General features: G+C 74.8%; 29 protein-coding genes. 13 read left to right on the top strand and 16 right to left on the bottom strand.

Translation table 11 applies throughout. The features are described 5' to 3' along the window. Positions 1-41 precede the first annotated feature (41 nt). Entirely contained in the window at positions 42-626 is a 585-nt protein-coding gene (locus QSK00_RS22200; RefSeq protein WP_285594187.1) for an Rv3235 family protein, read from the bottom strand. Between the two features lie 126 nt (positions 627-752). Further along, entirely contained in the window at positions 753-1,532 is a 780-nt protein-coding gene (locus QSK00_RS22195) for a TrmH family RNA methyltransferase (RefSeq protein ID WP_285594185.1), read from the bottom strand. Between the two features lie 54 nt (positions 1,533-1,586). Between QSK00_RS22195 and QSK00_RS22190 the strand changes: the two genes are divergently transcribed. The 3 genes from QSK00_RS22190 to QSK00_RS22180 are packed head-to-tail and all read left to right on the top strand — an operon-like array spanning position 1,587 to position 4,517. Then, a complete protein-coding gene (locus tag QSK00_RS22190) occupies positions 1,587-3,002 on the top strand; it encodes a WS/DGAT/MGAT family O-acyltransferase (RefSeq protein ID WP_285594183.1) in 1,416 nt (471 codons plus the stop codon). After that, positions 2,999-3,970, top strand: coding sequence for a patatin-like phospholipase family protein (locus QSK00_RS22185; protein WP_285594181.1), 972 nt, complete (start codon positions 2,999-3,001; stop codon positions 3,968-3,970). The genes QSK00_RS22190 and QSK00_RS22185 overlap by 4 nt, the downstream gene beginning before the upstream one ends. Positions 3,971-3,998: 28 nt before the next feature. Continuing rightward, complete coding sequence (locus QSK00_RS22180; RefSeq protein ID WP_285594178.1) at positions 3,999-4,517, top strand: DUF6912 family protein; 519 nt, start codon at positions 3,999-4,001, stop codon at positions 4,515-4,517. Between the two features lie 182 nt (positions 4,518-4,699). Here the strand turns inward: QSK00_RS22180 and QSK00_RS22175 are convergent, their stop codons facing one another. From QSK00_RS22175 to QSK00_RS22165, 3 genes are read right to left on the bottom strand one after another with little or no spacing between them, the layout of a single operon-like run. Then, a complete protein-coding gene (locus QSK00_RS22175) occupies positions 4,700-5,662 on the bottom strand; it encodes a patatin-like phospholipase family protein (protein WP_285594176.1) in 963 nt (320 codons plus the stop codon). 40 nt (positions 5,663-5,702) lie between these two features. Beyond that, on the bottom strand, positions 5,703-6,938 hold the full coding sequence (locus QSK00_RS22170; RefSeq protein WP_285594174.1) for an FAD-binding domain-containing protein: 1,236 nt from the start codon (positions 6,936-6,938) through the stop codon (positions 5,703-5,705). A 16-nt stretch (positions 6,939-6,954) separates the two neighbouring features. Continuing rightward, positions 6,955-7,890, bottom strand: a complete 936-nt coding sequence (locus QSK00_RS22165; protein ID WP_285594172.1) for an SDR family NAD(P)-dependent oxidoreductase — start codon at positions 7,888-7,890, stop codon at positions 6,955-6,957. Between the two features lie 89 nt (positions 7,891-7,979). On the opposite strand from QSK00_RS22165, the gene QSK00_RS22160 reads away from it, so the two are divergent. After that, positions 7,980-8,453 carry a phenolic acid decarboxylase gene (locus QSK00_RS22160; protein ID WP_285594170.1) on the top strand — a complete coding sequence of 158 codons (474 nt, stop codon included), beginning with the start codon at positions 7,980-7,982 and terminating at the stop codon, positions 8,451-8,453. Continuing rightward, positions 8,450-8,914 carry a DUF3237 domain-containing protein gene (locus QSK00_RS22155; RefSeq protein WP_285594168.1) on the top strand — a complete coding sequence of 155 codons (465 nt, stop codon included), beginning with the start codon at positions 8,450-8,452 and terminating at the stop codon, positions 8,912-8,914. Before QSK00_RS22160 ends, QSK00_RS22155 begins: the two co-directional genes overlap by 4 nt. On the opposite strand, the gene rsgA is transcribed toward QSK00_RS22155, so the two are convergent. Both rsgA and aroA read right to left on the bottom strand, forming a co-directional pair. Further along, positions 8,911-9,924: a ribosome small subunit-dependent GTPase A gene (gene rsgA / locus QSK00_RS22150; RefSeq protein ID WP_285594166.1), complete on the bottom strand. Its 1,014-nt coding sequence runs from the start codon at positions 9,922-9,924 to the stop codon at positions 8,911-8,913. The genes QSK00_RS22155 and rsgA overlap by 4 nt on opposite strands. 61 nt (positions 9,925-9,985) lie before the next feature. Continuing rightward, the gene (gene aroA / locus QSK00_RS22145; protein ID WP_285594165.1) at positions 9,986-11,353 is read right to left on the bottom strand and encodes a 3-phosphoshikimate 1-carboxyvinyltransferase; all 1,368 of its coding nucleotides are present in this window, start codon (positions 11,351-11,353) and stop codon (positions 9,986-9,988) included. A gap of 28 nt (positions 11,354-11,381) precedes the next feature. On the opposite strand from aroA, the gene QSK00_RS22140 reads away from it, so the two are divergent. Both QSK00_RS22140 and QSK00_RS22135 read left to right on the top strand, forming a co-directional pair. Beyond that, positions 11,382-12,140: an SOS response-associated peptidase gene (locus tag QSK00_RS22140; protein ID WP_285594163.1), complete on the top strand. Its 759-nt coding sequence runs from the start codon at positions 11,382-11,384 to the stop codon at positions 12,138-12,140. After that, positions 12,137-12,793 carry an alpha/beta hydrolase family protein gene (locus QSK00_RS22135; RefSeq protein WP_285594161.1) on the top strand — a complete coding sequence of 219 codons (657 nt, stop codon included), beginning with the start codon at positions 12,137-12,139 and terminating at the stop codon, positions 12,791-12,793. Before QSK00_RS22140 ends, QSK00_RS22135 begins: the two co-directional genes overlap by 4 nt. 6 nt (positions 12,794-12,799) lie before the next feature. On the opposite strand, the gene QSK00_RS22130 is transcribed toward QSK00_RS22135, so the two are convergent. The 3 genes from QSK00_RS22130 to QSK00_RS22120 are packed head-to-tail and all read right to left on the bottom strand — an operon-like array spanning position 12,800 to position 14,770. Next, complete coding sequence (locus QSK00_RS22130) at positions 12,800-13,636, bottom strand: SCO4651 family lipoprotein (protein WP_285594159.1); 837 nt, start codon at positions 13,634-13,636, stop codon at positions 12,800-12,802. Between the two features lie 41 nt (positions 13,637-13,677). After that, entirely contained in the window at positions 13,678-14,256 is a 579-nt protein-coding gene (locus QSK00_RS22125; RefSeq protein WP_285594157.1) for a TetR family transcriptional regulator, read from the bottom strand. Positions 14,257-14,281: 25 nt separating this feature from the next. Continuing rightward, complete coding sequence (locus tag QSK00_RS22120) at positions 14,282-14,770, bottom strand: aminoacyl-tRNA deacylase (RefSeq protein WP_285594154.1); 489 nt, start codon at positions 14,768-14,770, stop codon at positions 14,282-14,284. A gap of 113 nt (positions 14,771-14,883) precedes the next feature. On the opposite strand from QSK00_RS22120, the gene QSK00_RS22115 reads away from it, so the two are divergent. Further along, positions 14,884-15,714, top strand: a complete 831-nt coding sequence (locus QSK00_RS22115; RefSeq protein WP_352231164.1) for a sigma-70 family RNA polymerase sigma factor — start codon at positions 14,884-14,886, stop codon at positions 15,712-15,714. Further along, positions 15,711-16,052, top strand: coding sequence for a mycothiol system anti-sigma-R factor (rsrA, locus tag QSK00_RS22110; protein WP_285594152.1), 342 nt, complete (start codon positions 15,711-15,713; stop codon positions 16,050-16,052). The genes QSK00_RS22115 and rsrA overlap by 4 nt, the downstream gene beginning before the upstream one ends. Positions 16,053-16,121: 69 nt before the next feature. Here the strand turns inward: rsrA and QSK00_RS30510 are convergent, their stop codons facing one another. Then, entirely contained in the window at positions 16,122-16,196 is a 75-nt protein-coding gene (locus QSK00_RS30510; protein ID WP_372460497.1) for a 50S ribosomal protein bL37, read from the bottom strand. A gap of 54 nt (positions 16,197-16,250) precedes the next feature. Between QSK00_RS30510 and QSK00_RS22105 the strand changes: the two genes are divergently transcribed. Continuing rightward, on the top strand, positions 16,251-17,732 hold the full coding sequence (locus QSK00_RS22105; protein ID WP_285594150.1) for a sensor histidine kinase: 1,482 nt from the start codon (positions 16,251-16,253) through the stop codon (positions 17,730-17,732). Between the two features lie 371 nt (positions 17,733-18,103). Here QSK00_RS22105 and QSK00_RS22100 read toward each other — a convergent pair whose 3' ends face one another. Together QSK00_RS22100 and QSK00_RS22095 are read right to left on the bottom strand one after the other, a co-directional pair. After that, positions 18,104-18,352: a WhiB family transcriptional regulator gene (locus QSK00_RS22100; protein WP_018333285.1), complete on the bottom strand. Its 249-nt coding sequence runs from the start codon at positions 18,350-18,352 to the stop codon at positions 18,104-18,106. A gap of 612 nt (positions 18,353-18,964) precedes the next feature. Beyond that, a complete protein-coding gene (locus tag QSK00_RS22095; RefSeq protein ID WP_285594147.1) occupies positions 18,965-19,885 on the bottom strand; it encodes a diacylglycerol/lipid kinase family protein in 921 nt (306 codons plus the stop codon). A gap of 86 nt (positions 19,886-19,971) precedes the next feature. Between QSK00_RS22095 and QSK00_RS22090 the strand changes: the two genes are divergently transcribed. Beyond that, positions 19,972-20,328 carry a hypothetical protein gene (locus QSK00_RS22090; protein ID WP_285594145.1) on the top strand — a complete coding sequence of 119 codons (357 nt, stop codon included), beginning with the start codon at positions 19,972-19,974 and terminating at the stop codon, positions 20,326-20,328. Between the two features lie 7 nt (positions 20,329-20,335). On the opposite strand, the gene QSK00_RS22085 is transcribed toward QSK00_RS22090, so the two are convergent. Together QSK00_RS22085 and sodN are read right to left on the bottom strand one after the other, a co-directional pair. Then, positions 20,336-20,977 carry an acid phosphatase gene (locus QSK00_RS22085; protein WP_285594143.1) on the bottom strand — a complete coding sequence of 214 codons (642 nt, stop codon included), beginning with the start codon at positions 20,975-20,977 and terminating at the stop codon, positions 20,336-20,338. A gap of 61 nt (positions 20,978-21,038) precedes the next feature. After that, on the bottom strand, positions 21,039-21,449 hold the full coding sequence (sodN, locus tag QSK00_RS22080) for a superoxide dismutase, Ni (RefSeq protein ID WP_179797861.1): 411 nt from the start codon (positions 21,447-21,449) through the stop codon (positions 21,039-21,041). Positions 21,450-21,567: 118 nt separating this feature from the next. Here sodN and QSK00_RS22075 point away from each other — a divergent pair, with 118 nt between their 5' ends. Next, positions 21,568-21,915, top strand: coding sequence for a S24/S26 family peptidase (locus QSK00_RS22075; protein ID WP_352231163.1), 348 nt, complete (start codon positions 21,568-21,570; stop codon positions 21,913-21,915). A gap of 104 nt (positions 21,916-22,019) precedes the next feature. Further along, complete coding sequence (locus QSK00_RS22070) at positions 22,020-23,696, top strand: lytic murein transglycosylase (RefSeq protein ID WP_285594139.1); 1,677 nt, start codon at positions 22,020-22,022, stop codon at positions 23,694-23,696. 193 nt (positions 23,697-23,889) lie between these two features. On the opposite strand, the gene QSK00_RS22065 is transcribed toward QSK00_RS22070, so the two are convergent. Beyond that, positions 23,890-24,510 (bottom strand): dTDP-4-dehydrorhamnose 3,5-epimerase family protein, encoded by a 621-nt coding sequence (locus QSK00_RS22065; RefSeq protein WP_285594137.1) that lies wholly within the window; start codon positions 24,508-24,510, stop codon positions 23,890-23,892. Between the last annotated feature and the right edge of the window lie 242 nt (positions 24,511-24,752).

Raw genomic sequence — 24,752 nt, 5'->3', positions numbered from 1 at the left:
CCGACACGGCCTCCCGGCGCCGGACCGGCCCCGGGGGCTGATCACCCGACGACGAGCTCGACCAGTCGCCACCCGCCGTCGCGCAGCTCGAAGCGGGCCGCCACCGCGCGGGTCCGGGTCGCGGCGGACAGCGCGGCGGCGACCTCCACGGCCGGGACGGGCTCCGACCCCGCCGTGACCAGCGGGCACATCCGCAGGCCCCGCACGCGAGTCGTCCCGGGCCGGCGCCCGGCCGGGACCCGGGTCCCGAGCCGCGCGAGGACCGCCTCCGGGCAGACGCCGGCGAGGTGCGCGACCGGTCGCACGCCGTCGAGCACCTCGGCGACCGCCGACAGCACCCGCAGCGCGACCGGCCCGACCTGCGACCGCGCCGCCCCGAGCGCGGCCTCCCACGCCGGGGTGGCCAGGTCCGGGGCCGGTTCCGGGTCCGCCCGCGCCACCGCCGGGACGGGGACGGAGTGCAGCGCCCGCAGCCGGGGCGACGGACGCCGGTCCATGCGCCGCGCGAGCCGTGGCGCCGTGCAGACCCGTCCGGCGCGCGGCCGGACGCCGGGCGTGACGGCGTCCACCGGGCCGGTGCCGCCTCCCGTCGACGCCGGTCCGGGTTCGTGTGCCGTGACGCTCATGTGTCCTCCCGGGACGGTGCCGACGGGCGCCGGTCGGCGCCCGGGTCCGACGGGCGGGAGGACTCCGCGGACGCGCCCGACTCTAGGGCCGGAAACTGCCGACCAGGAGGGGTTTGGATGATCTCGTCACGGGGTATGGCGACGCGTCAGTTCGAAGCAGGCCAGCGTCGCCGCGCACGCCGCGTTGAGCGACTCCACCCCGCCGGCCATCGGGATCGCGACCGTGCCGTGCAGCTCGCCGCGCACCTCCTCGGTGAGGCCGTCGGTCTCCCCGCCCACCACGAGTGCGGTCCGGGGAGCCAGTTCGGCGTCGAACAGCGACGACGAGCCGCCGCCGTCGAGCCCGAGCAGCACGAAGCCCGCCTCGGCGAGCGCGGCCAGGCCCGCCGCGGCCGTCCCGGCGCGCAGCACCGGAGCGTGGAACGCCACCCCGGCCGAGGCCTTGACCACGAGCGGGTCGATCGAGGGCAGCCCGCGGCGGGGGAGCAGGACGCCCTCCAGCCCGGCGGCGGTGGCCGAGCGCAGGATCATGCCGACGTTGGCCGGGTTGGTGAGGCCGTCGAGGACGAGCACCCGGGCGGGGGCCTCCGGCCCGAGCGCCGCGAGGAACCGCTCGACGGTCCGCATGCCGGGCGCGACCACGTCGGCGATCACGCCCTGGTCCTGGCGGCCGTTGCCCGCGAGCACCTTGACCCGCTGGGCGGAGGCGCGCGTCACCCGGACCCCGCGGGAGCGCGCCGCCTCGAGGATCAGCCGCACGGCGCGCTGGTCGACCCCCTCGGCGAGCACGACCTTGTCGACCTCCAGCGCGTGGTCGGTGAGAGCCTCGAGCACCGGTTTGCGGCCGTAGACCGTCACGAAACGGTCCTTTGGGGACACGGCGTCGTCCTGCTCCTCGCGTGACATCGGCGACCACTCTGGCAGACAGCGGTCACCCGCCGTCGTGCGAGGATCGAGGCCATGCCGGACCGCCTCACGGCCCTGGACGCCTCCTTCCTCTACATGGACCAGCCGACGACGCCGATGCACGTCGGCAGCGTCGCCGTCTTCCGCAAGCCCCGGTCCGGCTTCGACTACGAGCGGCTCGTCGAGCTCATCTCCGGGCGGATCGGGCTGGTCCCGCGCTACCGGCAGAAGATCAAGCAGATCCCGTACGGCGTGGCCCGGCCGGTGTGGGTGGACGACACCGATTTCGACGTCACCTACCACGTGCGCCGCTCCGCGCTGCCCGGTCCGGGCACCGACCGCGCGCTCAACGAGCTCGTCGCGCGCCTCATGTCGCGCCCGCTCGACCACACCCGCCCGCTGTGGGAGATGTACCTCGTCGACGGGCTCTCGGGCGGGCGCGTCGCGATCGTGACGAAGACCCACCAGGCCATGGTCGACGGGATCGCGTCGATCGACATCAGCCAGGTCGTGCTCGACGACTCGCCCGACGGCCGCGACGACCCGGACGACGACTGGGTGGCCCGCCCCGAGCCGCCGTCGTGGAAGCTCGTCCTCGACGCGGTGGGGGAGGCCGTCGCCCGCCCCGGCAACGCGGTCGAGGCGGCCCACGCCGCCGTGCGCGACGCGGCCGACACCGTGACGAAGGTGGCGGGCGTGGCGGGCGGGCTGCTCTCCGCGGTCCGCACCGCCGTGCGCCCGGCCCCGACCAGCCCGCTCAACGTGCCGATCTCCACCCAGCGCCGCTTCGCGCACGCCCGCACCGAGCTCGAGGACTACCGCACCGTCCGGCGCGCGCACGGGGGCACGATCAACGACGTCGTCCTCACCGTCATCGCGGGCGCCATGCGGAACTGGCTGCTCTCCCGCGGCGCCTCGGTCACGCCGTCGACGACGATGCGCGCGATGGTCCCGCTGTCGGTGCGCGGCGAGGCGGCCGCGACCGGGGCGATCAGCGGCGGCGGGCTGCTGGGGAACCGGATCGCCTCGTACCTCGTGGACCTCCCCGTGGGCGAGCCGAACCCGGTCCTGCGGATGCACCACGTCGCGCACGCGATGCGCGAGCACAAGCAGTCCGGCCAGTCGGTGGGCGCCAACGCGCTGGTGCGGGTGGGCGGGTTCGCGCCGCCCACCCTGCACGCGCTGGGCGCCCGCGCCGCGAGCGGCCTGTCCCGGCGGCTGTTCAACGTCGTCGTCTCGAACGTGCCCGGGCCGCAGCACCCGCTCTACGCGGGCGGTGCCCGGATGCTCGAGATGTACCCGGTGGTGCCGCTCGCGAAGGGACAGTCGCTCGCGGTGGGGCTGACCTCCTACGACGGCGGGGTGTTCTACGGCTTCAACGCCGACCGGGACTCGATGGCCGACGTCGACGAGTTCGGCGACCTCGTGACGGAGGCGCTGGCCGAGCTCGTCGCGACGGTGCCGCAGTGAGGACCCCCTCCCGGCGTGCCGTCGTCCTCGGTACCGGCGGCTCGCTGGGCTACGCGTGGACGGTGGCGGCGCTGTCGACCTGGCAGCAGCACACCGGTCACGACGCGCGTGACGCCGACGTGATCATCGGGACCTCGGCGGGGTCGATCGTCGCCTCGGCCCTCGCGAGCGGGGTCCCGGTCGACGACCTGGTGGGCCACCTGCTCGAGCCGCGGGAGCGTCCGTCGTCGGGGGAGACCCGGCCCCGCCGTCGCGGCGCGCGGGGCGGGCTGCCGCCGATGCCGCGGGTGGGGCCGGGGTCGGTGCGGCTGCTGCGGGAGGTCGTGCGCCACCCGCGCCGCTTCCCGCCGCTCGCGGTGGCGTCGGCGCTGCTGCCGGTCGGGCGGGCCGACACGTCCGGCGTGATCCGGCTGGTCTCCTCGTTCGCGCCGGAGACGTGGCCGGCCCCGCCGACCGCGCCGGAGCTGCGCATCATCGCGACCGACTACGACAGCGGCGCCCGGGTGCCGTTCGGGCGCGAGGGGGCGCCGCCCGCGTCGTGCGGCGAGGCGGCGAGCGCCTCCTGCGCGGTCCCGGGGTGGTTCGAGCCGGTGCGGATCGGCGGGCGCCGCTACGTCGACGGCGGGGTGTGCTCGGCGACCTCGGCCGACCTGCTGCTCGGGTCGGACATGCCGGAGCTCGACGAGGCGCTGGTCCTCGTCCCGCTGGCCCGGCGCGGGCGTATCCACTTGACGGGGGTGGGGGGTGCGGCCGACGGACTGTTCCGTGGGATGGTCGGGGGCCGCAGTGCCCGGGAGATCGCCCGGCTGCGCGAGGCCGGTCTCCGGGTCACCTCGCACGCGCCGGGACCCGAGGAGCGCTCGGTGATGGGTTGGAACGTCATGGACGCCCGCCGGCAGGCGGACGTGGTGCGGACCGCGCTGCGCACGACGGCGCAGTGGTGGTCCCGGAAGGACCGGGACACGTGAGGGTTTTGCTGGGCGAGCGGAGCGACGGGTGAGGGTCTTCGTCCCGACCACGGTGGCCGGGCTGCGCCGGCTGCTCGCCGACGGGCAGGTCCAGCCGCTCTCCGGGACCGCGTTCGCGCTGACCCCGGCGCTGCGCGAGTCCTACCTCGCGGGTGACGACGAGGAGCTGGAGTACGTCGCCATGAGCGAGGCGGCGCGGGCCTCGCTGCGGCTGCTCGCCACCGAGCTGGCCGACGACCCGGAGACGCCGCCGCGCCGGGCGGTCGTCGCGGCCGACGTCGACGACGTGACCCTGCGCCCGGACCTCGACGCCGCGGTCGTCCGGGTGGCGGGTCCCATCCCGTCGAAGCGGCTCGCCTCGATCCACCTCGATCTCGCCGAGGCCGCGGACGCCGTGCGCGCCGCCGCGGCCGTCATCGACGCCGCCGACCTGGGCGACGAGGACGCCGAGCTCACGCTCGGCGACGCCGAGGACCACGACCTGGCCTGGTACGGCGTCCAGGAGCTGCCGTTCGTGCTGGAGCTGGACGTTCCCGACGGCGGGTGAGCGCGCCGGCCTCCCGGCCGCGAGATGTACGTGGGGCAGGTCGCGGGGCGTTCGGGTCTGCCTGGTGTGACTCTCGCGGACGGAGCAGGGCGCACCGGCCTCCCGTCCGCGAGATGCACGTGGGGCAGGTCGCGGGACGTCGGGGCCTGGCTGGTGTGACTCTCGCGGACGGAGCGGCGGCCTCAGGTCCCCGTCGCCGCGCGGGCCGCGGGCTGTCGGGCGAGGAACGCCTCGCCCGCGCGGACGCCGTCGTCGATCAGGCCCTGCAGGAACGCGGGGGAGCGGTCGGCGGCGGACGCGGAGTCGAGGCGACGGTCGAGCTGGATGCGCTCGATGCCGACCTCGCGGTAGCCGGCCCCGTCGAGGTAGCCCGCGCGGACGAACTCGTTGATCTTCCCGATGGCGTCGATCTCCTGCTCCAGCGACAGGTTCGCGGTGAGCTCGGCGCGCCGGTCGGCGATCGCCCCGGGTGAGCGCGGCTCCGCGTCGATGCGCTGCGGGAACAGCTGCACGATCCAGAGCGCGTCCGGGGCGAGGGCGGGGAGGTCGCGGACGGGCGGGTTCTCGGAGAACACGCCGTCCCAGTACACACCGTCGTCGGTGTCGACGGCCCGGAACAGCGTCGGGATCGCGGCACTCGCCAGCACCGTCTCCACCGTGATCTCGCCGCGCCGCGAGTCGAACCGCCGGAACGCGCCGCTGCGCACCTCGACCGCGCCGATCTGCAGCACCGGCCCCTCGTCGCGGGGCAGCGCCGCGAGCAGCCCGAAGTCCACCCACCGTTCGAGGAGGGTCTGCAGCTGCGTGCGGGCGATCTCCGGGAACCGGTAGGGGTCGAACGCCGGCAGCGGCAGCAGGCCGAGGTCGCGCAGGCGCAGCACTCCGACCCCGACGGCGTTGGTCAGCGCGTCGAGCGGGCTCGTCGCCGCGTTGTCCCGCCAGAAGCCCTCGAGCAGCTCCACCGCGCGGCGCCGACCGCCCGTCCGCCAGCCGTACCAGGCCAGCAGCGCGCAGATCGCGCCGCCGGAGGTCCCGGTGAAGGCGACGGGCTCGACCTCGGGGGAGCGCAGCAGCGGCCGCAGCACGCCGGCGGTGAACGCCGTCTGGCTGCCGCCGCCCTGGCAGGCGATCGCGACTCGGGGCACGTCGCGATGATGCCCCGGGAGGCCGGGCGTCATGCCCGGATCAGAGGCCGTCCGGCCGCTGCGGCATCCCCTTGCGCCACGCCGTGTAGCTCTGCAGCCGCCCGCCGCGGGGCCGGAACAGCCACGGCCAGGGGTGCACGACGGCGGGCTCGACGGCGGCCGACCGACGACGGAAGCCGGGGACCGGCGCGAACGTGACCGCGACCCGACGTCCGGACAGCTCCTCCGGGACGCGGCCGCGGTACAGCTCGACGGGACGTCGCGTGGCCAGGTCGGCCAGCGTCTCGGTCAGGAAGACCAGTCGTTTGCCGGAGAGCCGCAGGCGCGCGAGGAGCGGCTCGTCGAACACGAACACGGTCGGGGCGTCCGGGTGGGCGGCCAGCGCCGGGTCGTCGTCGCCGAGGGACTCCGCGGTGAGCCAGACCGCCTCGACGTCGGGGACCTCGGCCACCGACGACGGGCCACCGGTCGACTCCGGGTCCGGGTCCGACCGGAGGGCCTCCGGCGGCTCGATCCGGGACGTGCGCTGCTCGGGCGGCCAGTCCTGCACCGGGCAGTCGGCGTTCAGCGCGCACTCCGCGCAGAGCTTCGGCGCCCGCTTCTCGACCTGGTTCCGCGAGAAGCCGTACGCCTTGCCCGTCCCGGTGCCGACCGTCCACTGCCAGCCGAGGCGGTTCGCCGCGCGGGAGCCGTCGAGCAGGTGCGTGAAGAACGCGTCCTCCCCGTCGCGCCACTGCGCCCCGGCCCGGACCGTCCACTGGCTGGAGAGCCACATCCGGCACTGGTTGACGAGCCAGCCGTCGTCGTGCAGCTCGGTGAGGTTGGTGTCCATGCAGTTCATGTCCCGCGGCCACGGGTCGTCCCACGTCTCGGGCGGCCGCGGGGGTCGGGCGCGGAGGTCGTCGCCGAGCGCCGGGCCGACCCGCGCGTAGACGTGCCGCGCGTACTCCTGCCAGGCGAGCTCGTCGCGGTACTTCGTGCGGTCGCGCTGCGGGGCGTCGGCGACGTGCTGCCACAGCGCCGGCAACGACACCAGCCCGTGCCGGATGTACGGCGACATCCGGGAGGCGCCGCGGCGCTCGGGCGGCCAGACGTCGTTGCGGCGGCGGGCGTAGTTCGCGACGTCGAGCGACCCGAGCGCGACGTCCGCGGCGGTCTGCCCACCCCGGAACGCGCCGGAGGCGGCCGGGGTGTCGCAGGTCAGGTCGCCGAGGTGCTCGGTGACGAAGGCGACGGCGGCGTCGGGCCCCGGGTCCGGGACGGGCAGTGGTGGCACACGGCTGCGTACCCGCTCAGCCCGGGATGTCCCATCCGGCCTTCTCCAGCAGCGCCAGCGAGACGTCCCAGAGCCGCCGAGCGGCCTCCGGGTCCAGCGCGTACGCCTTCACCCCGTGGATGCCGCCCCGGATCTCCTCGACGACCTCCGCCTCGTGGCAGTCCTCGAAGTACCGCCCGCCCACGCCCGCGAGCTGCGGCGACGTCGCGAGCAGCACCGACGTGGCTGCGCCCTGCTCCGGGGTCTTCATGATGTCGGCCGCGGTCACCGACAGCTCCTCGATCACCGCCGGGTCCCAGTGCTTCTGCAGCCCCGTCCAGATGCCGCCGGGCATGAGGGCGTTCGCGACGATCCCGTCCGCGGCCCAGCGGCGCGTCAGCTCGACGGCGAACAGCACGTTGGCGGTCTTCGACTGGCCGTAGGCGAGACCCGGTTCGTAGGCCCGCCGCTCGAAGAACAGGTCGTCGAACACCACGGGCGAGCTGCCGTGCCCGCTGGAGGACACCACGACGACGCGCGCGTCGCCCGCCGCCGCCAGCGCGCCGTGCAGTCCGAGCGTGAGCGCCATGTGGCCGAGGTGGTTCGTCGCGAACTGCAGCTCCCAGCCGTTCGACGTGGACGTCTCCGGCGTGTCCATCACCCCGGCGTTGTTGACGAGGACGTGCAGCGGTCCGCTCCAGGCGTCGACGAACGCGCGGACCGAGGCGAGGTCGGTGAGGTCGAGCAGGGCGGTGGACACGTGCTCGTTGCCCGTGCTCGCGCGGATGTCGGCGACCGCCCGGTCCGCGGCCTCCGCCGAGCGGGCGGCCACCGTCACCGCCGCTCCGGCGGCCGCCAGCGCCCGCGCCGTCTCCACGCCGATCCCGGACGCGGCGCCGGTGACGACGGCCGTGCGACCGGTGAGGTCGACGCCCTCGACGACCTCGAGGGCGGTGCTCCGTGCGTCGAACATCGATCTCTCCTCGTGAGTAACCATCCGGTTGGTTTCGAACGTAGCACGTCACGGTCTCCCGATCCGGGAACAGCGGGTACACCGCTCCCGTGAGCGACACCATCGTCGGGAAGCGGCTGATCTACACCTACGCCAACGGCTGGGAGTACGAGCTGTACGTCAAGAACGACACGACCGTCGACTACCGCATCCACTCGGGGCTCGTCGGCGGGCGCTGGGTGCGCGACCAGCAGGCCTACGTCTCCCGGCTGCGGGAGAACGTCCACACCGTGCACTGGACCGAGCCGACCGGCACGAGCGTGTCGATCGTGGCCGACCTCGAGCACCGGGTCACCCACGGCACGATCTTCTTCCCGCGCTGGGTCGTCGACGACCCGCAGGCCACGGTCTGCTTCCAGAACGACCACCTCGACGAGATGGCCCGCCGCCGCGAGGCCGGGCCCACCTATCCGATCGAGGTGATCGACGAGGACAGCGAGATCACGCTGCTCGAGGACCCGGGTCCCGACGACGAGTCGGTCATCTCGGAGCCTCCGGCCGGCGGTGAGAAGCCCCGCTCGTGACCCTGCCGACGCCCGGGCTGGAGTTCCTCGCGCACGTCGAGGTCGAGCTCGACACCCCGGTCGACCTGGGGTTCACCGACGCGGGCCACCGCCGCATCGTGCCGATCGTCGGCGGGCGGGTCACCGGCGAGCGGTTCTCCGGCATCGTCGTCCCCGGCGGCGCCGACTGGCAGGTCATCCAGGCCGACGGCGCCACCACGATCGACACCCGCTACCTGCTGCGCTCCGACGACGGGGCCGACGTGTACATCCGGACGGCGGGCGTGCGCGCCGGTCCGCCGGAGGTCCTGGCCGCCCTCGCGCGCGGCGAGGAGCCCGACCCGTCGTCGTACTACTTCCGCGTGCACGCGACGTTCGAGACCTCGGCGCCGCGGTACCACTGGATGACCCGGGTGCTGACGGTCGCGGTCGCGCAGCGCCGGGCGTCGCGGGTGGTCTACGACGCCTACACGGTCGGCTAGGCCTCCCAGGCGGGGACGCGCAGCGCGGTGAGGACCCGGCGCAGCGCGTCCAGGCGGCCGGCCGAGAGCATCCCGGCGTCGACCAGCGGGTCGAGCGCGCACTCCGGGTCGGCCGGCGGGCCGAGGTGCGAGCACCCGCGCGGGCAGTCCTCGACGGCGGCGGCGAGGTCGCCGAACGCGGCGACGACGTCGTCGGGGGAGATGTGCGCGAGCCCGAAGGACCGCACGCCCGGGGTGTCCACCACCCACCCGCCCTCGGGCAGGCCCAGCGCGACCGCGGAGGTCGAGGTGTGGCGGCCCTTCCCGACGCCGCTGACCACGCCCACCGCCCGCTCGGCGTCCGGCACGAGGGCGTTGACCAGCGTCGACTTCCCGACGCCGGAGTGCCCGATCAGCGCCGACACCTCGTCGTGCAGCAGCTCGCGGAGCTCCCCGGGATCCCGGTCCGACCGGGTCACGACGACGGGCAGGTCCAGTTCGGCGTACTCCGCGGCGAACGGCTCCGGGTCGGTGAGGTCGGCCTTCGTCAGGCACAGCACGGGGTCGAGGCCCCCGGCGTAGGCCGCGACGAGGCAGCGGTCGACGAACCCCGTACGGGGCACCGGGTCGGCGAGGGCGGTGACGATGACGAGCTGGTCGGCGTTCGCGACGACCACCCGCTCGTAGGGGTCCGTGTCGTCGGCGGTGCGGCGCAGCACGCTCGTCCGCTCCGCGACCCGCACGATGCGGGCGAGCGTGTCCTCCGTGCCGGAGGTGTCGCCCACCAGGTCGACGTGGTCGCCGACGACCACGGGCGTCCGGCCCAGCTCGCGGGCCCGCATCGCGATCACGCGCACGGTGGGGTCGTCGTCGGGCGCGCACGTCCAGCGCCCGCGGTCGACCCCGACGACCATCGCGGCCCGCGCGTCGGCGTGCTCGGGGCGGCGCTTCGACCGGGGTCGGGTGCCCTTGCCGGGCCGGACCCGGACGTCGCTCTCGTCGTACCGCCCGGCGGCGCTGCGGGGGCTCACCCCTTCTCCCGGTGACAGGAAAGCGTCGTTGCTGTCGTCCGGTGGCAGGAGAGCCGCATCGTCACGCCGGGATCCCCGCCCCCCGCACCAGGGCCGACCAGTCGTCGGCGAAGTCCGGCAGCGTCTTGCCCGTCGCGGCCACGTCGTCGATCTCCAGCCCCGGTACGACGAGCCCGAGCAGCGCGCCCGCCGTCGCCATCCGGTGGTCGGCGTAGGCCCCCCACGGACGGGTCGGGCGGAGCGTTCCCGACGGCGGGTGCACCTCCAGACCGTCCTCGGTCTCGGTGACCCGCGCGCCGACCGCAGCGGCCTCGGCGGCCAGGGCGGCGAGCCGGTCGGTCTCGTGGCCCCGGATGTGGGCGACCCCGCGCAGCCGCGACGTGTGCCCGCCGAGCGACGCCACCACGGCGAGCGCGGTGACGGTCGGGGTGAGCTCGCCGATCTCGCCGAGGTCGACGTCGACCCCCTGCAGCCGGTCGGGGCCCACGACCGTCAGCCCGTCGGGTCCCTCCGAGAGCTGGGCCCCGAACGCCTCGAGCGTGCGGCGCACGGCCCCGAGCGGCTGCAGGTCGGGCAGGTCGTGGCGCGACTGCGTGTGCCGCTCCGGGTTCGCCCCGGGCCGCCGCTCGGGCCACCCGGCGACCGTCACCCGGCCCCCGGTGATCATCGCGGCGGCCAGGTAGACCGCGGCGCCCGAGAGGTCGGGCTCCACGACGAACCGCGGGTCGGGGGTGACCGGCCCGGCCGACACCGCCCAGCGGGCGTCCTCGCTGGTCACCGTGACGCCCGCGAGCCGCAGCATCGTCACCGTCATGTCCACGTGCGGCAGCGACGGGACCGGCGTCGAGGAGGTGACCGCGAGGCCGTCGTCGTACCGGGCGCCGGAGAGCAGCAGGCCCGAGACGAACTGGGAGGACGCCGAGGCGTCGACGGTGACCGGGCCCCCGCGCACGCCGCCGCGGCCGAGCACGGTGAACGGCAGCCGGTCCGCGTCGGCAGGCTCCAGGGCGACGCCGAGCCCGCGCAGCCCCTCGAGCACGCCGCCCATCGGACGCGTGCGGGCGTGCGGGTCGCCGTCGAACTCCACCGGCCCGCTCGCGAGGGCGGCGGCGGGTGGGAGGAAGCGCATCACCGTGCCGGCCAGGCCGCAGTCGACCCGGCCGCCGGACAGGTGGTGGGGTGCGGTGATCGTGACGTCGAGGGTCCCGTCGCGACCCGGGGCGACGTCCGTGCCCACCCCCATTGCCGCCAGCCCCCCGACCATGAGCGTGGTGTCGCGCGAGCGGGCGGCCCCGGCGACGGTGCGGGTGACGCCGTCGGTCGCGAGGGCGGCGAGCAGCAGGGCCCGGTTGGTGACCGACTTCGAGCCCGGGACGGCCACCGACCCGTGCACGGGGCCGTCGGCGGTCGGGGCGCTCCACGCGGTCATGGCCCTCATCCTGGCAGGATCGGGACCCATGTGCGGTCGCTACGCCCTGGCCAAGGACCCGGCCGACCTGGCCGAGGAGTTCGACGCGCGCGACGAGACCGGCGGCCAGGCCGTCGGCCCGGAGTACAACGTCGCGCCCACGCTCACGGTCCCCGCCGTCGTCGACCGCCATCCCCGCGACGACGACGGGAAGCCGGACCCGTCCACCGTCGAGCGGTCCCTCCGCGCGATGCGCTGGGGCCTCGTCCCGTCCTGGGCGAAGGACCTCGCGGTCGGCAACAAGATGATCAACGCCCGTGCCGAGTCGCTCACCGAGAAGCCGGCCTTCCGTCGCGCGGCCGCCTCCCGCCGCTGCCTGATCCCGGCCGACGGCTGGTACGAGTGGCTGCGCGACGGCAAGCAGAAGACCCCGTACTTCATGTCCTACGACGACGGCGGGTCGCTCGCCCTGGCCGGGCTGTGGGAGACGTGGCGGCCGGCCAAGGGTGAGGCGCCGCTGATCTCGACGGCGGTGGTGACGACGGCGTCGGCGGGCGTGCTCACGGAGATCCACCACCGGATGCCGCTGGTCCTGCCGCGCGACCGGTGGCAGGCCTGGCTCGACCCGGACCGCGAGGCGATCGACGACCTGCTCGCGCCGTCCGAGGAGGTCCTCGCCGCGATCGGGATGCGGCAGGTGTCCTCGAAGGTCAACAACGTGCGCCACCACGGCGCCGAGCTGATCGAGGAGGCGCACGAGGAGCCCGAGCAGCAGGGCCTCGATCTCGAGGCGGTCAACCCGTCGTGATCGTCGAGGTCGAGGAGTTCGAGGTCGCCACCCCGCACGGACCCGCCGTCGTGCACCTTGAGCACGCGAGCTACTGCGGCGGCCTCCTGGTGCTCGGGCACGGCGCCGGCGGTGGGATCGAGGCACCGGACCTGCTCGCCGCGGCGTCGAGCGCCCCCGTACCGATCGCGGTCGCCCGCGTGCTGCAGCCCTACCGCGTGGCCGGGAGGAAGGCGCCGCCGCGCGCACCGGAGCTCGACGAGGCGTGGGCGTGCGTCCTGGAGGAGCTGACCGTGCGCTTCCCCGACCAGGACCAGGTCCACGGGGGCCGGTCGTCGGGCGCCCGGGTCGCGTGCCGGGGTGCGCTGCAGGCCCCGAAGCGCCCGGTGGGTGTCCTCGCCCTGGCGTTCCCGCTCCTCGCGCCCGCCCGCAAGGACGGCACCCGCCCCGACCGCTCGCCCGAGATCGACGCCGTCGACGCGGCCGGCATCCCGGTGCTCGCCGTCTCGGGCGACCGCGACCGCTTCGGGGTCCCGCCCGCCGCCGCGCACCGGGAGGTCGTCACCGTGCGGGGCGACCACTCGCTGCGCGCCCAGGGCCCGGTGCGTGCGGCGATCGAGCCGTGGATCGCCCGCTTCTTCGAGCCGCTGCCGGACGGCCTCGAGCTGGTCTGAGCCCGGTCAGCTCGCCCGGGCCCGGAGCTCCCGGAACAGGTCGCGCACCATCTCCGCGGGCGGCGCGACGACAGTGGCCTGGGGGAGCAGGTCGGTGAGCGTGATCGTGGTCGTGGCCTGCCCGGGGACGAGCGTCTCGCTCACCTGGCGGACCTTCCCCTCGGTGTCGACCCACACGTCGACCGGCAGCGCCGTCAGCCCCTGGTCCGCCCGCAGCCGGTCCACCAGCGGACCGAGGTCCGGCGCGAGGGTGCGCAGGCCGGCGAGGTCCACGTCGCCGCGCCAGTGCACCGTCGGGACCTCGGCGATCGTCTCCGGCCCGACCATGACGACGTCGTCGCGGATCGCGAGCAGCGTCGTCATGAGGTCGGCGGGGTTGCCGGTGATCCCGGAGCCGAGCTGGATCACGGTGTCGGCGAAGAGCCCGCGGTCCACGTCGTCCAGGGCCACCGACACCCACTGGCGGCCGCGGGAGATGTCGTTGATCGCCCGCAGGGGCAGGGCGCCGAAGGCCGTCCGCCCGATCGCGAGCGCGTCGACGCGGCCCAGGTCCCCGATGCGCAGCGCCGTCGAGGAGGTCCGGCCCCGGAAGTCGACGACGCCGGACCCCGTCGTCGTGATGGAGCGGTCACGGGCCGGGCCGTTGGACCGGACCTGCACCGTGGCGCCGCCGGCGGCGGCCGTCGCGCGGGCCGCCGTCCGGATCGACTCGGCCGCCCCCGCGTCGGTGCGGGCACCGGGGCGGGCCGCCTGCCCGGCGGCGGTGTCGTCGCGGCCGAGCCCCAGCGACGCGCACCCGGACAGCGTGCCCAGGAGCAGGAGGACGACGACGAGCACGCGCACGGTGCCAGTAGACCTTCGGTTGTGCGCAACCCGCCGCTTCGTCACCCGAAAGGGGTCAGGGCGCCCCGCACCGCCCGCGCCAGGGCTTCCCGACGGCGGGTGTGGTCGCGCTGCGGGTCGCCGGGCGCGGCGGCGACGACCGTCGCCGCGGGCGACCACGTCATCGACATCGCGATGACCAGGGAATACACGTCGGCGGGCTCGAACGCCCCGTCGACCAGGCCCTGCGCCTGGGCCTCGGCGATCGCGGCGTGCTTGCCCTCGACCTCGTCGCGGACGGCGGTGAGCAGGTCGCCGCTCGGGACGCGCTCGAGCCGTGCCCACACCGCGAGCAGGATGACGGCGGGTCTCTGCAGGTAGGCGTCGTAGAGGCGCACCGCGTACCCCGGGAGGTCGTGCGCGTCGAAGGGCACGAGGTCGACGATCAGCGCCAGGTGCTCGCGGAAGACGGCGTCGAACAGGCCGTCCTTGGAGTCGAACCACGCGTAGATCTGGGCCTTGTTCGCCTCGGCGGCCGCGGCGATCCGGTCGACGCGGGCCCCGGCGATGCCGCGAGCCGAGAACTCCGCGGTCGCCGCGTCCAGCAGGCGCCGCCGGGTCGCGCTCCCGTCCTTCGGCATCCCGCGAGGGTAACCAACCGTTCGGTCACGGCGGCGTCGCGACGGCGGCCGTCGTCGCACCCGCCGTCGTGACGAGGTCGGTGGGCGCGAGCTCCATCTGCAGCCCGCGCTTCCCGGCGCTGCAGAACACGGTGTCGAAGCGCAGGGCCGACTCGTCGACCACCACGGGCAGGCGGGTGCGGGAGCCGAGCGGCGAGATGCCCCCGGCGACGGAGCCGGTCAGCCGTTCGGCCACCGCCACGTCGGCCATCACGGCCTTCTTGCCGCCCCGTGCGGCGGCCAGGGCCTTGAGGTCGAGCGACCCCGACACCGGCACCATCGCGAGCACGGGCCGCCCGTCCACCTCGGCGACGAGCGTCTTGAACACCCGCGTGTGGTCCAGGCCCAGTGCCTCCGCCGCCTCGGTGCCGTACGCGGCGACGCCGGGCGCCTCGTAGGCGTGGGTGGTCACCGGGACGCCCGCCTTCGCGAGCAGGGCGAGGGCCGGGGTGCCGGCGGCGGATCGCTTGGCCACGGCGGCAGCCTAGGAGGCCCGACGCAGCGACTTCCTGCCACCGGATGCCTCCTGCCCTGCCGGGCCGAGGGAACAGGCGCACCCCGGACCGTGTTGGCACCGACATGGCAGCCATGACGATGGAGCGGACCCCGATCCGACTCCTCATCCCCGATGAGGGGGGTGTCCGCACGCCCACCGGGGTAACCTCCCCGCGATCCGACGCCATCGTCGAGCGGTGGCGCGAAGGGAGTGCGGTGTCCGAGGCGGTCGAGCAGGCGGAGGTCGATCCGTCGACCGACGTGCAGCAGGGCGGGTCCACTCCCGCCGACCTGGAGACCGAGACCGTCGCTGCACGCGCTGAACGGTTCGAGCGCGACGTGATGCCGATGGTCGACCAGCTGTACGCGGCCGCGATGCGGATGACCCGCAACCCGCCGGACGCGGAGGACCTGGTCCAGGAGACGGTGCTCAAGGCGTACTCGTCGTTCACGTCGTTCAAGCCCGGGACGAACCTGAAGGCCTGGCTCTACCGCATCCTCACGAACTCCTACATCAACACCTACCGCAAGAAGCAGCGGCAGCCGCAGCAGAACTCCACCGACGAGATCACCGACTACCAGCTCTCGCAGTCGGCCGAGCACTCGTCGGCCGGCCTGCCGAGCGCCGAGGCCGAGGCGCTGGACCGGCTGCCGGACACCGACATCCGTGAGGCGCTGCAAGCCCTGCCGGACGACTTCCGGATGGCGGTCTACCTCGCCGACGTCGAGGGGTTCGCCTACAAGGAGATCGCCGAGATCATGGGCACGCCGATCGGCACCGTCATGTCGCGGCTGCACCGCGGCCGGCGGCAGCTGCGCGACGCGCTGACCGACACCGCGCGCGACCGCGGTTTCATCCGGGACGGTGCGGGAGACGCAGCGCAGCGGAGCTCGACCATGGGAGACGGGGTGAGCGAGGCATGAGCTGCGGCAACCACCACGAGACCGACTGCGAGGAGGTCCTCGCGGAGGTCTGGCTGCTCCTCGACCACGAGTGCGACGCCGAGCGGGACGCGCAGCTGCGCCGCCACCTCGAGGAGTGCGGCCCCTGCCTGGCCCGCTACGGGCTGGAGGAGAAGGTCAAGACGCTCCTGGCCCGGACCTGCGGCGGGGAGCGCGCGCCGGACACGCTGCACCAGAAGCTCCGCGAACGGATCCGCGCGACCGTCCTCGAGCAGGCGCAGGTCAGCGTCGAGCGGACGCCCAGCGGGACGGTCGTCGAGGTGAACGCGACGCGCGTGGAGACCTGGCGTCGGGCCTAGGTTCCCGGAACGCACGAAGGGCCCCCGGAGCGATCCGGGGGCCCTTCGTCGTCCTGGGGCGGAACCACGTCAGCTGTTGGGACGCTTGCCGTGGTTCGAGCCCTTCTTCTTGCGGTCCCGCTTCTGACGTGCGCGCTTCGACATGAGGCGATTCTCCCATGCGCCCGCACGACCGTGCGCCGATGGTTGGATGGGCCCGTGAGCACGCTGAGCTTCCTGCTCGCCACGCACACCTCGCTGTCGGGGGACGAGGTCGCCCACCTGCAGCGGCTGGCCTCGGAGTGGCAGCTGCTCTCGGACCTGTCGTTCGCCGACTTCCTGCTGTGGGTGCCGGTCACCGAGGCCGAGACGCCGTCGTTCGTGTGTGTCGCGCACAGCCGTCCGACCACCGCGCCGACCGCCCACCCCGACGACATGGTCGGCGGCACGGCCACCGCCGCCCAGCACCCGCAACTGGTCCGCGCCCTGACCGACACGACGATGCGCCGCGAGGAACAGCCCCGCTGGCACCGCGGGCGGTCGATCCGCCGCGAGGTGGTGCCCGTCGGGTGGAACGGTCGCGTCGTCGCCGTCCTCGGCCGCGACACGAACCTCGCGGCCCCGCGCGTCCCGTCGACGCTGGAGATCTCCTACCTCGCCGTCGCCGGCGACCTCTGCCAGATGATCGCCGACGGGACCTTCCCGACGGCGGAGGGGGTCGACGAGGGCCGCTCCTCCCCGCGCGTCGGCGACGGCCTGGTACGGGTGAGCGCCGCCGGCACCGTGCTCTACGCCAGCCCCAACGCCGCCTCCGCCTTCCACCGGCTCGGCTGGTCGGACGAGCTCGTGGGTGCCGACCTGCCGCTGGTCGCCCGTCGGGTGTCGGCCGACCCGTTCGAGGGCGCCGAGGCGGTGTCGGTGGTGCGCGACGCCCTGGCCGGTACCCCGTCGGCCCGCACCGAGCTGGAGAGCCGCGGGGCGACCGCGGTGCTGCGCGCGTTGCCGCTGCGTCCGCGCGGGGTGCCGAGCGGGGCGCTGGTGCTCGTCCGCGACGTCACCGAGGTGCGGCGCCGGGACCGGGCGCTGATGAGCAAGGACGCGACGATCCGCGAGATCCACCACCGCGTGAAGAACAACCTGCAGACCGTCGCCGCGCTGCTGCGCCTGCAGGCCCGCCGCACCCGGCACGAGGAGGCGCGGTCGGCGCTGAACGAGTCGATGCGCCGGGTGGCCTCGATCGCGCTGGTGCACGAGTCGCTGGCGGCGTCGGTCGACGAGCGGGTCGACATCGACGAGGTGCTCGCCGGGGTCCTCCCGATGATGAACGACCTGGTGCGCCCGGGCGCCGGGCTGACGATGACCCGCGAGGGCCGCGCCGGGGTGCTCCCGGCGGTCATGGCGTCGCCGCTGGTGCTCGTGGTCACCGAGCTGGTGTCGAACGCGCTCGAGCACGGGTTCGACGAGGGGTCGACCGGGTCGGTGCGGATCGTCGCGACCCGGACGGCGAGCCGGTTGCAGATCGACGTCGTCGACGACGGGCGGGGCCTGCCGGACACGTTCTCCCTGGAGCGCGCGCCCGGACTCGGCCTGCAGATCGTGCGCACGCTCGTCGACTCCGAGCTCGGGGGCACCCTCTCGCTGCGCCCGGAGCCGACCGGTGGCACCCGAGCGGAGCTCCGCATCCCGCTGACCGGCCGCTGAGTCGCCGGCCGGGCCACGGACGCGCTCGACCGAAGGGCACCCTCGCGCGGACAGGTGGGCCGGGGGCGCCCCTCGCCGGGCCGGGCAGCCGTCGCGACCCGCCGTCGGGACCCGCTGTCCGCGAAGGGCACGCCAGGCATCCCCGCGCGCCGGGGAACCTGTCTCACGTCACTCTCGCGAACGCGCCCGGCCGCTACGCCGTTCGCGAGGGGAGGATTCGAGCGCTCTCGTGGCGCGAGGGTTCCCCTCGCACCGGGGGGAGGCGCCCCCGGAACGAACGAAGGGCCCCTCCGCTCGACCGGAGGGGCCCTTCGTTCCGTGCTGGGTGGGGACGAACGCGTGGGGAGCGAGCGTCCGTCCCCGGGGCCGGGTCAGGCCTGGACGTCCATGCGCACGCCGTAGCGCTTCATGGCGCGGCGCTCGTCCTCGCTGGCACCGCCCCAGACGCCGGCGTCCTGGCCGGACTCGAGGGCCCAGGTCAGGCACTCGGACATCGCCGGGCAGCGGCGGCACACGGCCTTCGCCTGAGAGATCTGCGTGAGGGCGGGGCCGCTCGTCCCGATCGGGAAGAACAGTTCCGGGTCCTCGTCGCGGCAAGCAGCGTCGTTCCGCCAGTCCATCGTGCTGGTCTCCTCAGCTGGGTGCGACTCGGGGTGCGCACCTGGTTGCGTCGTCGTGGGGCATTCCGTTCGGGGCGGAATCCCACGGGACCGGATGTCCGGTCCCTCGGTACCGTTCTCGTGTGCGGGGAGGTCCGACCCCTCCCGCGCCCGACCTGCGGCGTCCTTGCCGTCGGTCGGCCACCGGGTGGTGTCCGCCTCCCGTGCCCTCCGGTTTCCGGTGATCTCTCACCGACTCCCGGGGACCCGCCGTGCAGTTCCGCTCTCGCATTCCTGCCCGGCTCTCGCGGGGGATGACCAAGAATCTGCAGGAGGAACGCGTCTGGATCGAGTCCCAAGCGGCTCGACGGGCTTGCGCAGGCGGTGAGTGGATATCGGCGGACCGTGACCGCGCGGTCACTGCGACGAGCGGAAAACGCGACACGACGAGGCGTCGACCCGGGCGTCGGACGACGACGAGCGGTCGGTATGCTCCCGAGCAGCCTGTCGACGGCGTGGGAGAGACCTCTCAGGGTCCCCCGAAGGCCGGATCAAGCCGCCGTTCGTCGGCTTGTGGTCTACGCCCGCCGGACCGGAAGTGACGCGGCTCACGACTGCTGGACGCGTGTCGGCCTACACGACGACGCGCAGGGCCTCCGGCACGGCCATGAACTCCACGTCGCTGCGCCGCCCGAGGTGGTCGCCGTCGACCTGGAGGTTGACGGGCTCCTCGGAGGTGATGCGCAGGGCGGGCACGTCGTCGCGGCGGACCACCGAGGACAGGCCGCGGAAGCCGCCGGGCCGCAGGATCTGGCGGACGGTGCGCGCGATCGTCGGGAGGCCGAGATTGCGCATGGCGAAGAAGCCGAGCCCGGAGTCGAACGAACAGCCCGGGTTGGTGCGGACCGCGTTGCCGCCGAGGTAGGTCCAGGGGTCGGTGTTGGAGACGATCGCCATCTTCGTGCCTTCGACCGGCTCCTCACCGGGGATCTCGATCGTGAGCGACGGCGGGTTCGCCCGGGCCCGCGCCCAGCGACGGATCGCGGTGTTCACGTAGCGGGTCGGCGTGACCTCCCGGCCGTCGCCCCGCAGCCGCTCCATGGCGGCGATGACGTCCGCGTCCCAGCCGAGCCCGGCGTTGAAGCTGAACCAGCGCTCGTCGGCCTTCCCGAGCCCGACGGTGCGGCTCCGACCGGCGGCGAGCGCGCCCAGGAGCTGGTGGGTGGCCTCGAGCGGGTCGCGGGGCGCACCGAGGGCGCGTGCGAAGACGTTGGCCGACCCACCGGGGACGACGCCGAGGGCGGGCACCCGCGGGTGGGGGCCGTTCACGAGCAGTCCGTTGAGGGCCTCGTTCACGGTGCCGTCGCCGCCGAGCACGACGACGAGGTCCACGCCCTCGTCCGCCGCTCGGGACGCCAGCTCCGCGGCGTGGCCCCGGTACCGGGTGGCCACCACCTCGAGCTTCAGCTCGCTGGCGAGGGCGTGGGCGATGACGTCGCGTCCCGCTGCCGTGGTGGTGGTGGCCGAGGGATTGGCCACGAGCAGGGCGCGCACGGCACTCACCGTAGCCCGGCACGGTGCGTGGTTGGGCCGGGCGTGGGGCACGGATCGCTCACGGCCCGGCGCCTACGCTGGATTCCGTGCTGTCGACGTCCCCGCCCCGGTCCGTCGTGGTGGCCGCACTGGTCTGTGCGGGGGAGGGCGTGGCGCTCGTCGTCACGGGCACGGTGCTGCTCGCGCTGTTGGGGACCCCCCAGGTCTGGGCCTTCGTGCTCCTGCTCGGTGTGGGGGTGGCCGCGGCCGGCATCGCCCTGGCCCGGGGCGCCCGCGGTGCCCGGGGACCGGTGGTGGTCGCCCAGCTGATCGGGCTCGGTGTCGCCTTCTACGCGGGCGTGACCTCGGGACGGCCCGACCTCGGGGTGCCGCTCGCGGTCGTCTGCGTCCTGGTGCTCGCCGGGGTGCTCACCCGGGCCGGACGCGACTGGGCGGAGCAGTAGCGGGCGCTCAGTGCCGGTCGGCGGGCGGGGGCGGGGGCTCGGCGAGGCCGCCGGGGACGTTGAGCAGGTCGATGCGGTGCTCGCCGCGCTCATGGCCGAGGACGGTCACCGACGCCGGGTCGAACGCGAACCCGACGCCCGCCGACGGCGGCAGACCGAGGTAGCGGGCGACGAGCACCCGGGAGGCGTGGCCGTGCCCGACGACGATGACGTCGCGGACGGCGAGCTCACGGTCGGCGTCGGCGATCACGGCGTCGATGCGCTTGGCGATCGCCTCGTCGGACTCGCCGTGAGGGACGGCGTGGGTCCAGATCGTCCAGCCCGGGTCCTCGGTGCGGATGTCGGGGGTGGTGCGGCCCTCGTAGTCGCCGTAGTCCCACTCGACGAGGTCCTCCCGGACGTCGTCGACGGTGAGCCCGGCGAGCCGGGCGGTGGCCCGCGCGCGGGTGCGGGGGCTGGACCAGACCACCGGGGCCGGCTGGGCGTCCCCGCGCAGGGTGCGGAGGAGGTCACCGGCCACGCGGGCCTGCTCCTGGCCGCGCTCGGTGAGCGGGATGTCGGTGCGGCCGGTGTGCTGCCCCGAGCGCGACCACTCGGTCTCCCCGTGGCGCAACAGGTACAGCCGGCCGACCGGGCTCTCGCTCACCACGTACCTCCTGCGAACGACGACGCGCCCGCCCCGAGCGGGACGGGCGCGTCGACCGACGGGCTCAGGCAGCCTTCTTGGTCTCCCAGAAGATGTCCGAGATCTCGCTGATGTAGCCGAGCAGCTCGTCACCGGTCTTCGGGTCCGTCGACCCCTTGGTGCCGGTGGCGCCGGCCGCCTTGGTGGCCTTGTTGAACAGCTCGTGGAGCTGCGGGTACTTCTCGAAGTGCGGCGGCTTGAAGTAGTCCGTCCACAGCACCCAGAGGTGGTGCTTCACCAGGTCGGAGCGCTCCTCCTTGATCTGGATGGCACGCTCCTTGAACTCCGGGTCGTCGGAGTCCTGGTACTTCGACTGGATCATCTTGACCGACTCGGCCTCGATCCGGGCCTGAGCCGGGTCGTACACGCCACAGGGGAGGTCGCAGTGCGCGGTGGCCTCCAGGCGCGGACGGAGGATGCTCGCGAGCAGTCCCATGTCGCCTCCCATCTCCCCTCACCAGGGGGATTCACGGTGATCGTTCCGACCGCGGCCCAACCTACTCCGACCGCGACGCGCGAGCAGGGGGAAGGACGGTCCCTCCGGTGAACGGTCTGTGCAGGTGAGGCGTCTGCGAGCGGCGTTTTCGGCCCTGCGGGTCCGGGTACCTCGCCGGGTCCTCGTCCGGGGCGCGTCGATGGCACCGACGCTGCGTGACGGGGACGTCGTCCTCGCCCGGCCCGGACGCCGTCCCCGGCCCGGCGACGTCGCGCTCGTGCGCTGGTCGGCGCGGCCGGGACAGCTCTCGGTCAAGCGTCTTGCCCTTCCCGACGGCGGGTCCTGGTTCGCCCTCGGCGACGCGGCCCTCGCGTCGACCGACTCGCGCACGCTGGGTCCGGCCGAGGCGCTCGCCGTCGTGACCCACCGGCTCTGGCCGCACCCCGGGCGCATCGTGCGGCGCTGAGCACGGTCCGGTCACGATCGGGGGAACCCGAGCCGCACCCGTTAGCGTCAGCGTGTCGCGATACGACAGTCCCACCGATGCGTGTCGGGGGACGGGAGCGGTCGGTGGGTGACGAGCGGGGGCCGTGGATCGGCTCGTCGTGGATGGTGTCGACGATGCCGGGCAGTGCCGGGCCGCGTCCGCGGGTCGTCCTGACCTGGGTCGTCGGCGTCGCCGTCCTCCTCGCCGTGCTCGGCGCCGCCGGCCCGCACCCGGTCACCGCCGCACTGCCGCTGCCGCCCGTCGACACCAGCGAGGTCGGCGCCACCGGTCAGCTGCCGACGGCCGGGATCGTGCCGATGCCGGCGGAGCCGCTGCCTGCGGTGCCGTCGGAGTTGCCCTCGCTCGCGGACACCGGCTCGGGTTCGGCGGCGGGCGTGCCCGGGACGATGCTCGCGGCGTACCGGGGTGCGGAGTCGTCGATGGCGGTCGCGGCACCCGACTGCCACCTCTCCTGGGCGCTCGTCGCCGGGATCGGCAAGGTCGAGTCGGGCCACGCCTACGGCGGCGCGCTCGCCGACGACGGCACCACGACGAGCCCGATCCTCGGCCCGCAGCTCGACGGCACCGGCGGCAACGCCGCGATCGGCGACACCGACGGCGGCGCGCTCGACCACGACGCCGTCTGGGACCGCGCGGTCGGCCCCACCCAGTTCATCCCCTCCAGCTGGCGCACCTACGGCGCCGACGGCAACGGCGACGGCGTCGCCGACCCCGACAACGCCTTCGACGCCGCCCTCGCCACGGGCCGCTACCTCTGCGCGGGCGGCACCGACCTCGCCTCGGCCGCCGGACGGCACGACGCGGTCTTCCGCTACAACCACTCGGAGTCCTACGTCGCCACCGTGCTGCGGTGGGCGGACGCCTACGCCTCGGGTGCGCTGCCGGTGCCCGATTCCGCCGGCGGCATCCCCGACCCCGTCCTCGCGTCCGGCGCTCCGACCCTCGCGGCCCTGCCGGACCCCGTCCCGACGACGGATGGCCGTCCCGGCCCGACCGGTGCGGGGCTCCTCGGCGGCAGCCCGGTGCTGCCGCCCGCTTCGGCTTCTCCCGCTCCGTCGATCCTCTCCGCCCCGCTCCCGGCGGAACCGGTCATCCCGGTGACGCCACGGGTCCCGGGTGGTTCGCCGGTGCCGGGTGGTTCGTCCGCCGTGCCTGGCAGTTCGTCGGGGCCTGGCAGTTCGTCGGTTCCGGGCAGCTCGACCGCGCCTGCTGGATCGCCCGCGCCTGCTGGATCGCCCACGCCCGGCAGCTTGACCGCGCCCGCCGGCTCGTCGGCGCCGCCTCCTGCGCCGTCCGCACCCCGCCCGGCCACGCCGCCGACGAAGGCGACACCACCCGCGTCGACGAGCACGACCCAGCCCTCGAGCACAGCGCCGTCCAGCAGCCCGACCTCGAGCACCACGACGTCCCGCGCCACCCCCGTCCCGGCGGCCCAGCGCTGCACGGCGTCGCTGCCGACGGTCGCGAAGGCCTTCGGGGTCCCGGCCGCCGAACTGACGGCCGCGACCGCCGACGGCCCGAAGCCGGGTCAGCTCACCTGCACGGTGAGTCGGAGCAAGAAGCCGCTCGTCGTGGCGGTCGTGGCCACCACCGCGTCCGCCCCGGCGCCGACGGCCGGTCCGGGCGTCACGCGCACCGTCCTCGGCGGGCGGGTCGTGCTGTCGGTCCCGCCCTCGGCCGGCATCCCGGCGCCCACCGCCTCGGCCGCACTCACGAAGCTCGCCGCCGCCTGGGCGTGACCGCTCGATCAGCAAGATCTCGCCGTGCGGAGCGAAGTGATCGCTCAGCGACCACTTCGCTCCGCACGTCAAGATCTTGGCCTTCGGCAGGGCCCGCCGTCGGAGACGGGAGCTGGCGAGACGTCACTCATCGGTGCCGGGTCGGAGCCGGATGGGTGACGTCTCGGCGGCGTCGGCCTGAGCGAGAGCGCCGTCAGGCCGTCCCGGCCGCCACGAGGGCGGCGACGCGGGCGCGGCAGGCCCCGGCGTCGGGAAGGGCACCGGCCGCCGCGGCGTCGGCGAGCGAGGGGGCGGCGAGGTCCTTGTCGGAGAGGATCAGCTCGTCCGCGGGTACATGTTCCGTCCAGGGCAGCTCGAGGGCGGGGTCGAGCGGGTTCACCCCGTGCTCCGCACCCGGGTTGTAGGCCGTGGAGCAGAGATAGGTGGCGACGGTGCCGTCGACGAGCGCGAGGAACGCATGCCCGAGTCCCTCGGACAGGTAGACCGCGTTCAGGGCCTCGCCGTCGAGGCGCACCGCGTCCCACCGCCCGTAGGTGGGCGAGCCGACGCGGATGTCGACCACCACGTCGAGCAGGGCCCCGGCCGAGCACTGCACGTACTTCGCCTGACCGGGCGGCACGTCCGCGTAGTGCAGACCCCGGAGCACACCCCGGCGGGATACGCTCGTGTTGGCCTGCGCCACATGCAGCGGGTGCCCGACCGTCCCGGCGAACACCTCCGCCTGGAAGGGCGCTGCGAACGCGCCACGCGTGTCGGGGAAGACCGGCGGGGTGAACACCCACGCACCGGGCACCGCGAGTTCCTTGGCCTCCACGGCGCCGGACCCTATCCGCTGGTGGGGCCGGCCCACGGCGAGCCTGTGACCGGCCCGACCCCGTCGGGGCGCAGACACCGCGCCCGACGCGCGCGAGGATCGACCGACTCCGGGTCACCCCTGCCCGCTCCGCCCGACGTGAGACACCCCTCTCCGGCGCCCGGCGGCGACCGACGCCCCTCAGGAAGCGCACCGCCCCGACCGGCGATGCGCGGCGCACCCGTCGTCGCCCCCCAGCCCCA

This window comes from Actinomycetospora sp. NBRC 106378 (assembly GCF_030269685.1).
In the GTDB taxonomy this organism is placed as follows: Bacteria; Actinomycetota; Actinomycetes; order Mycobacteriales; family Pseudonocardiaceae; genus Actinomycetospora.
This window is presented reverse-complemented; position numbering and strand designations above follow the sequence as displayed.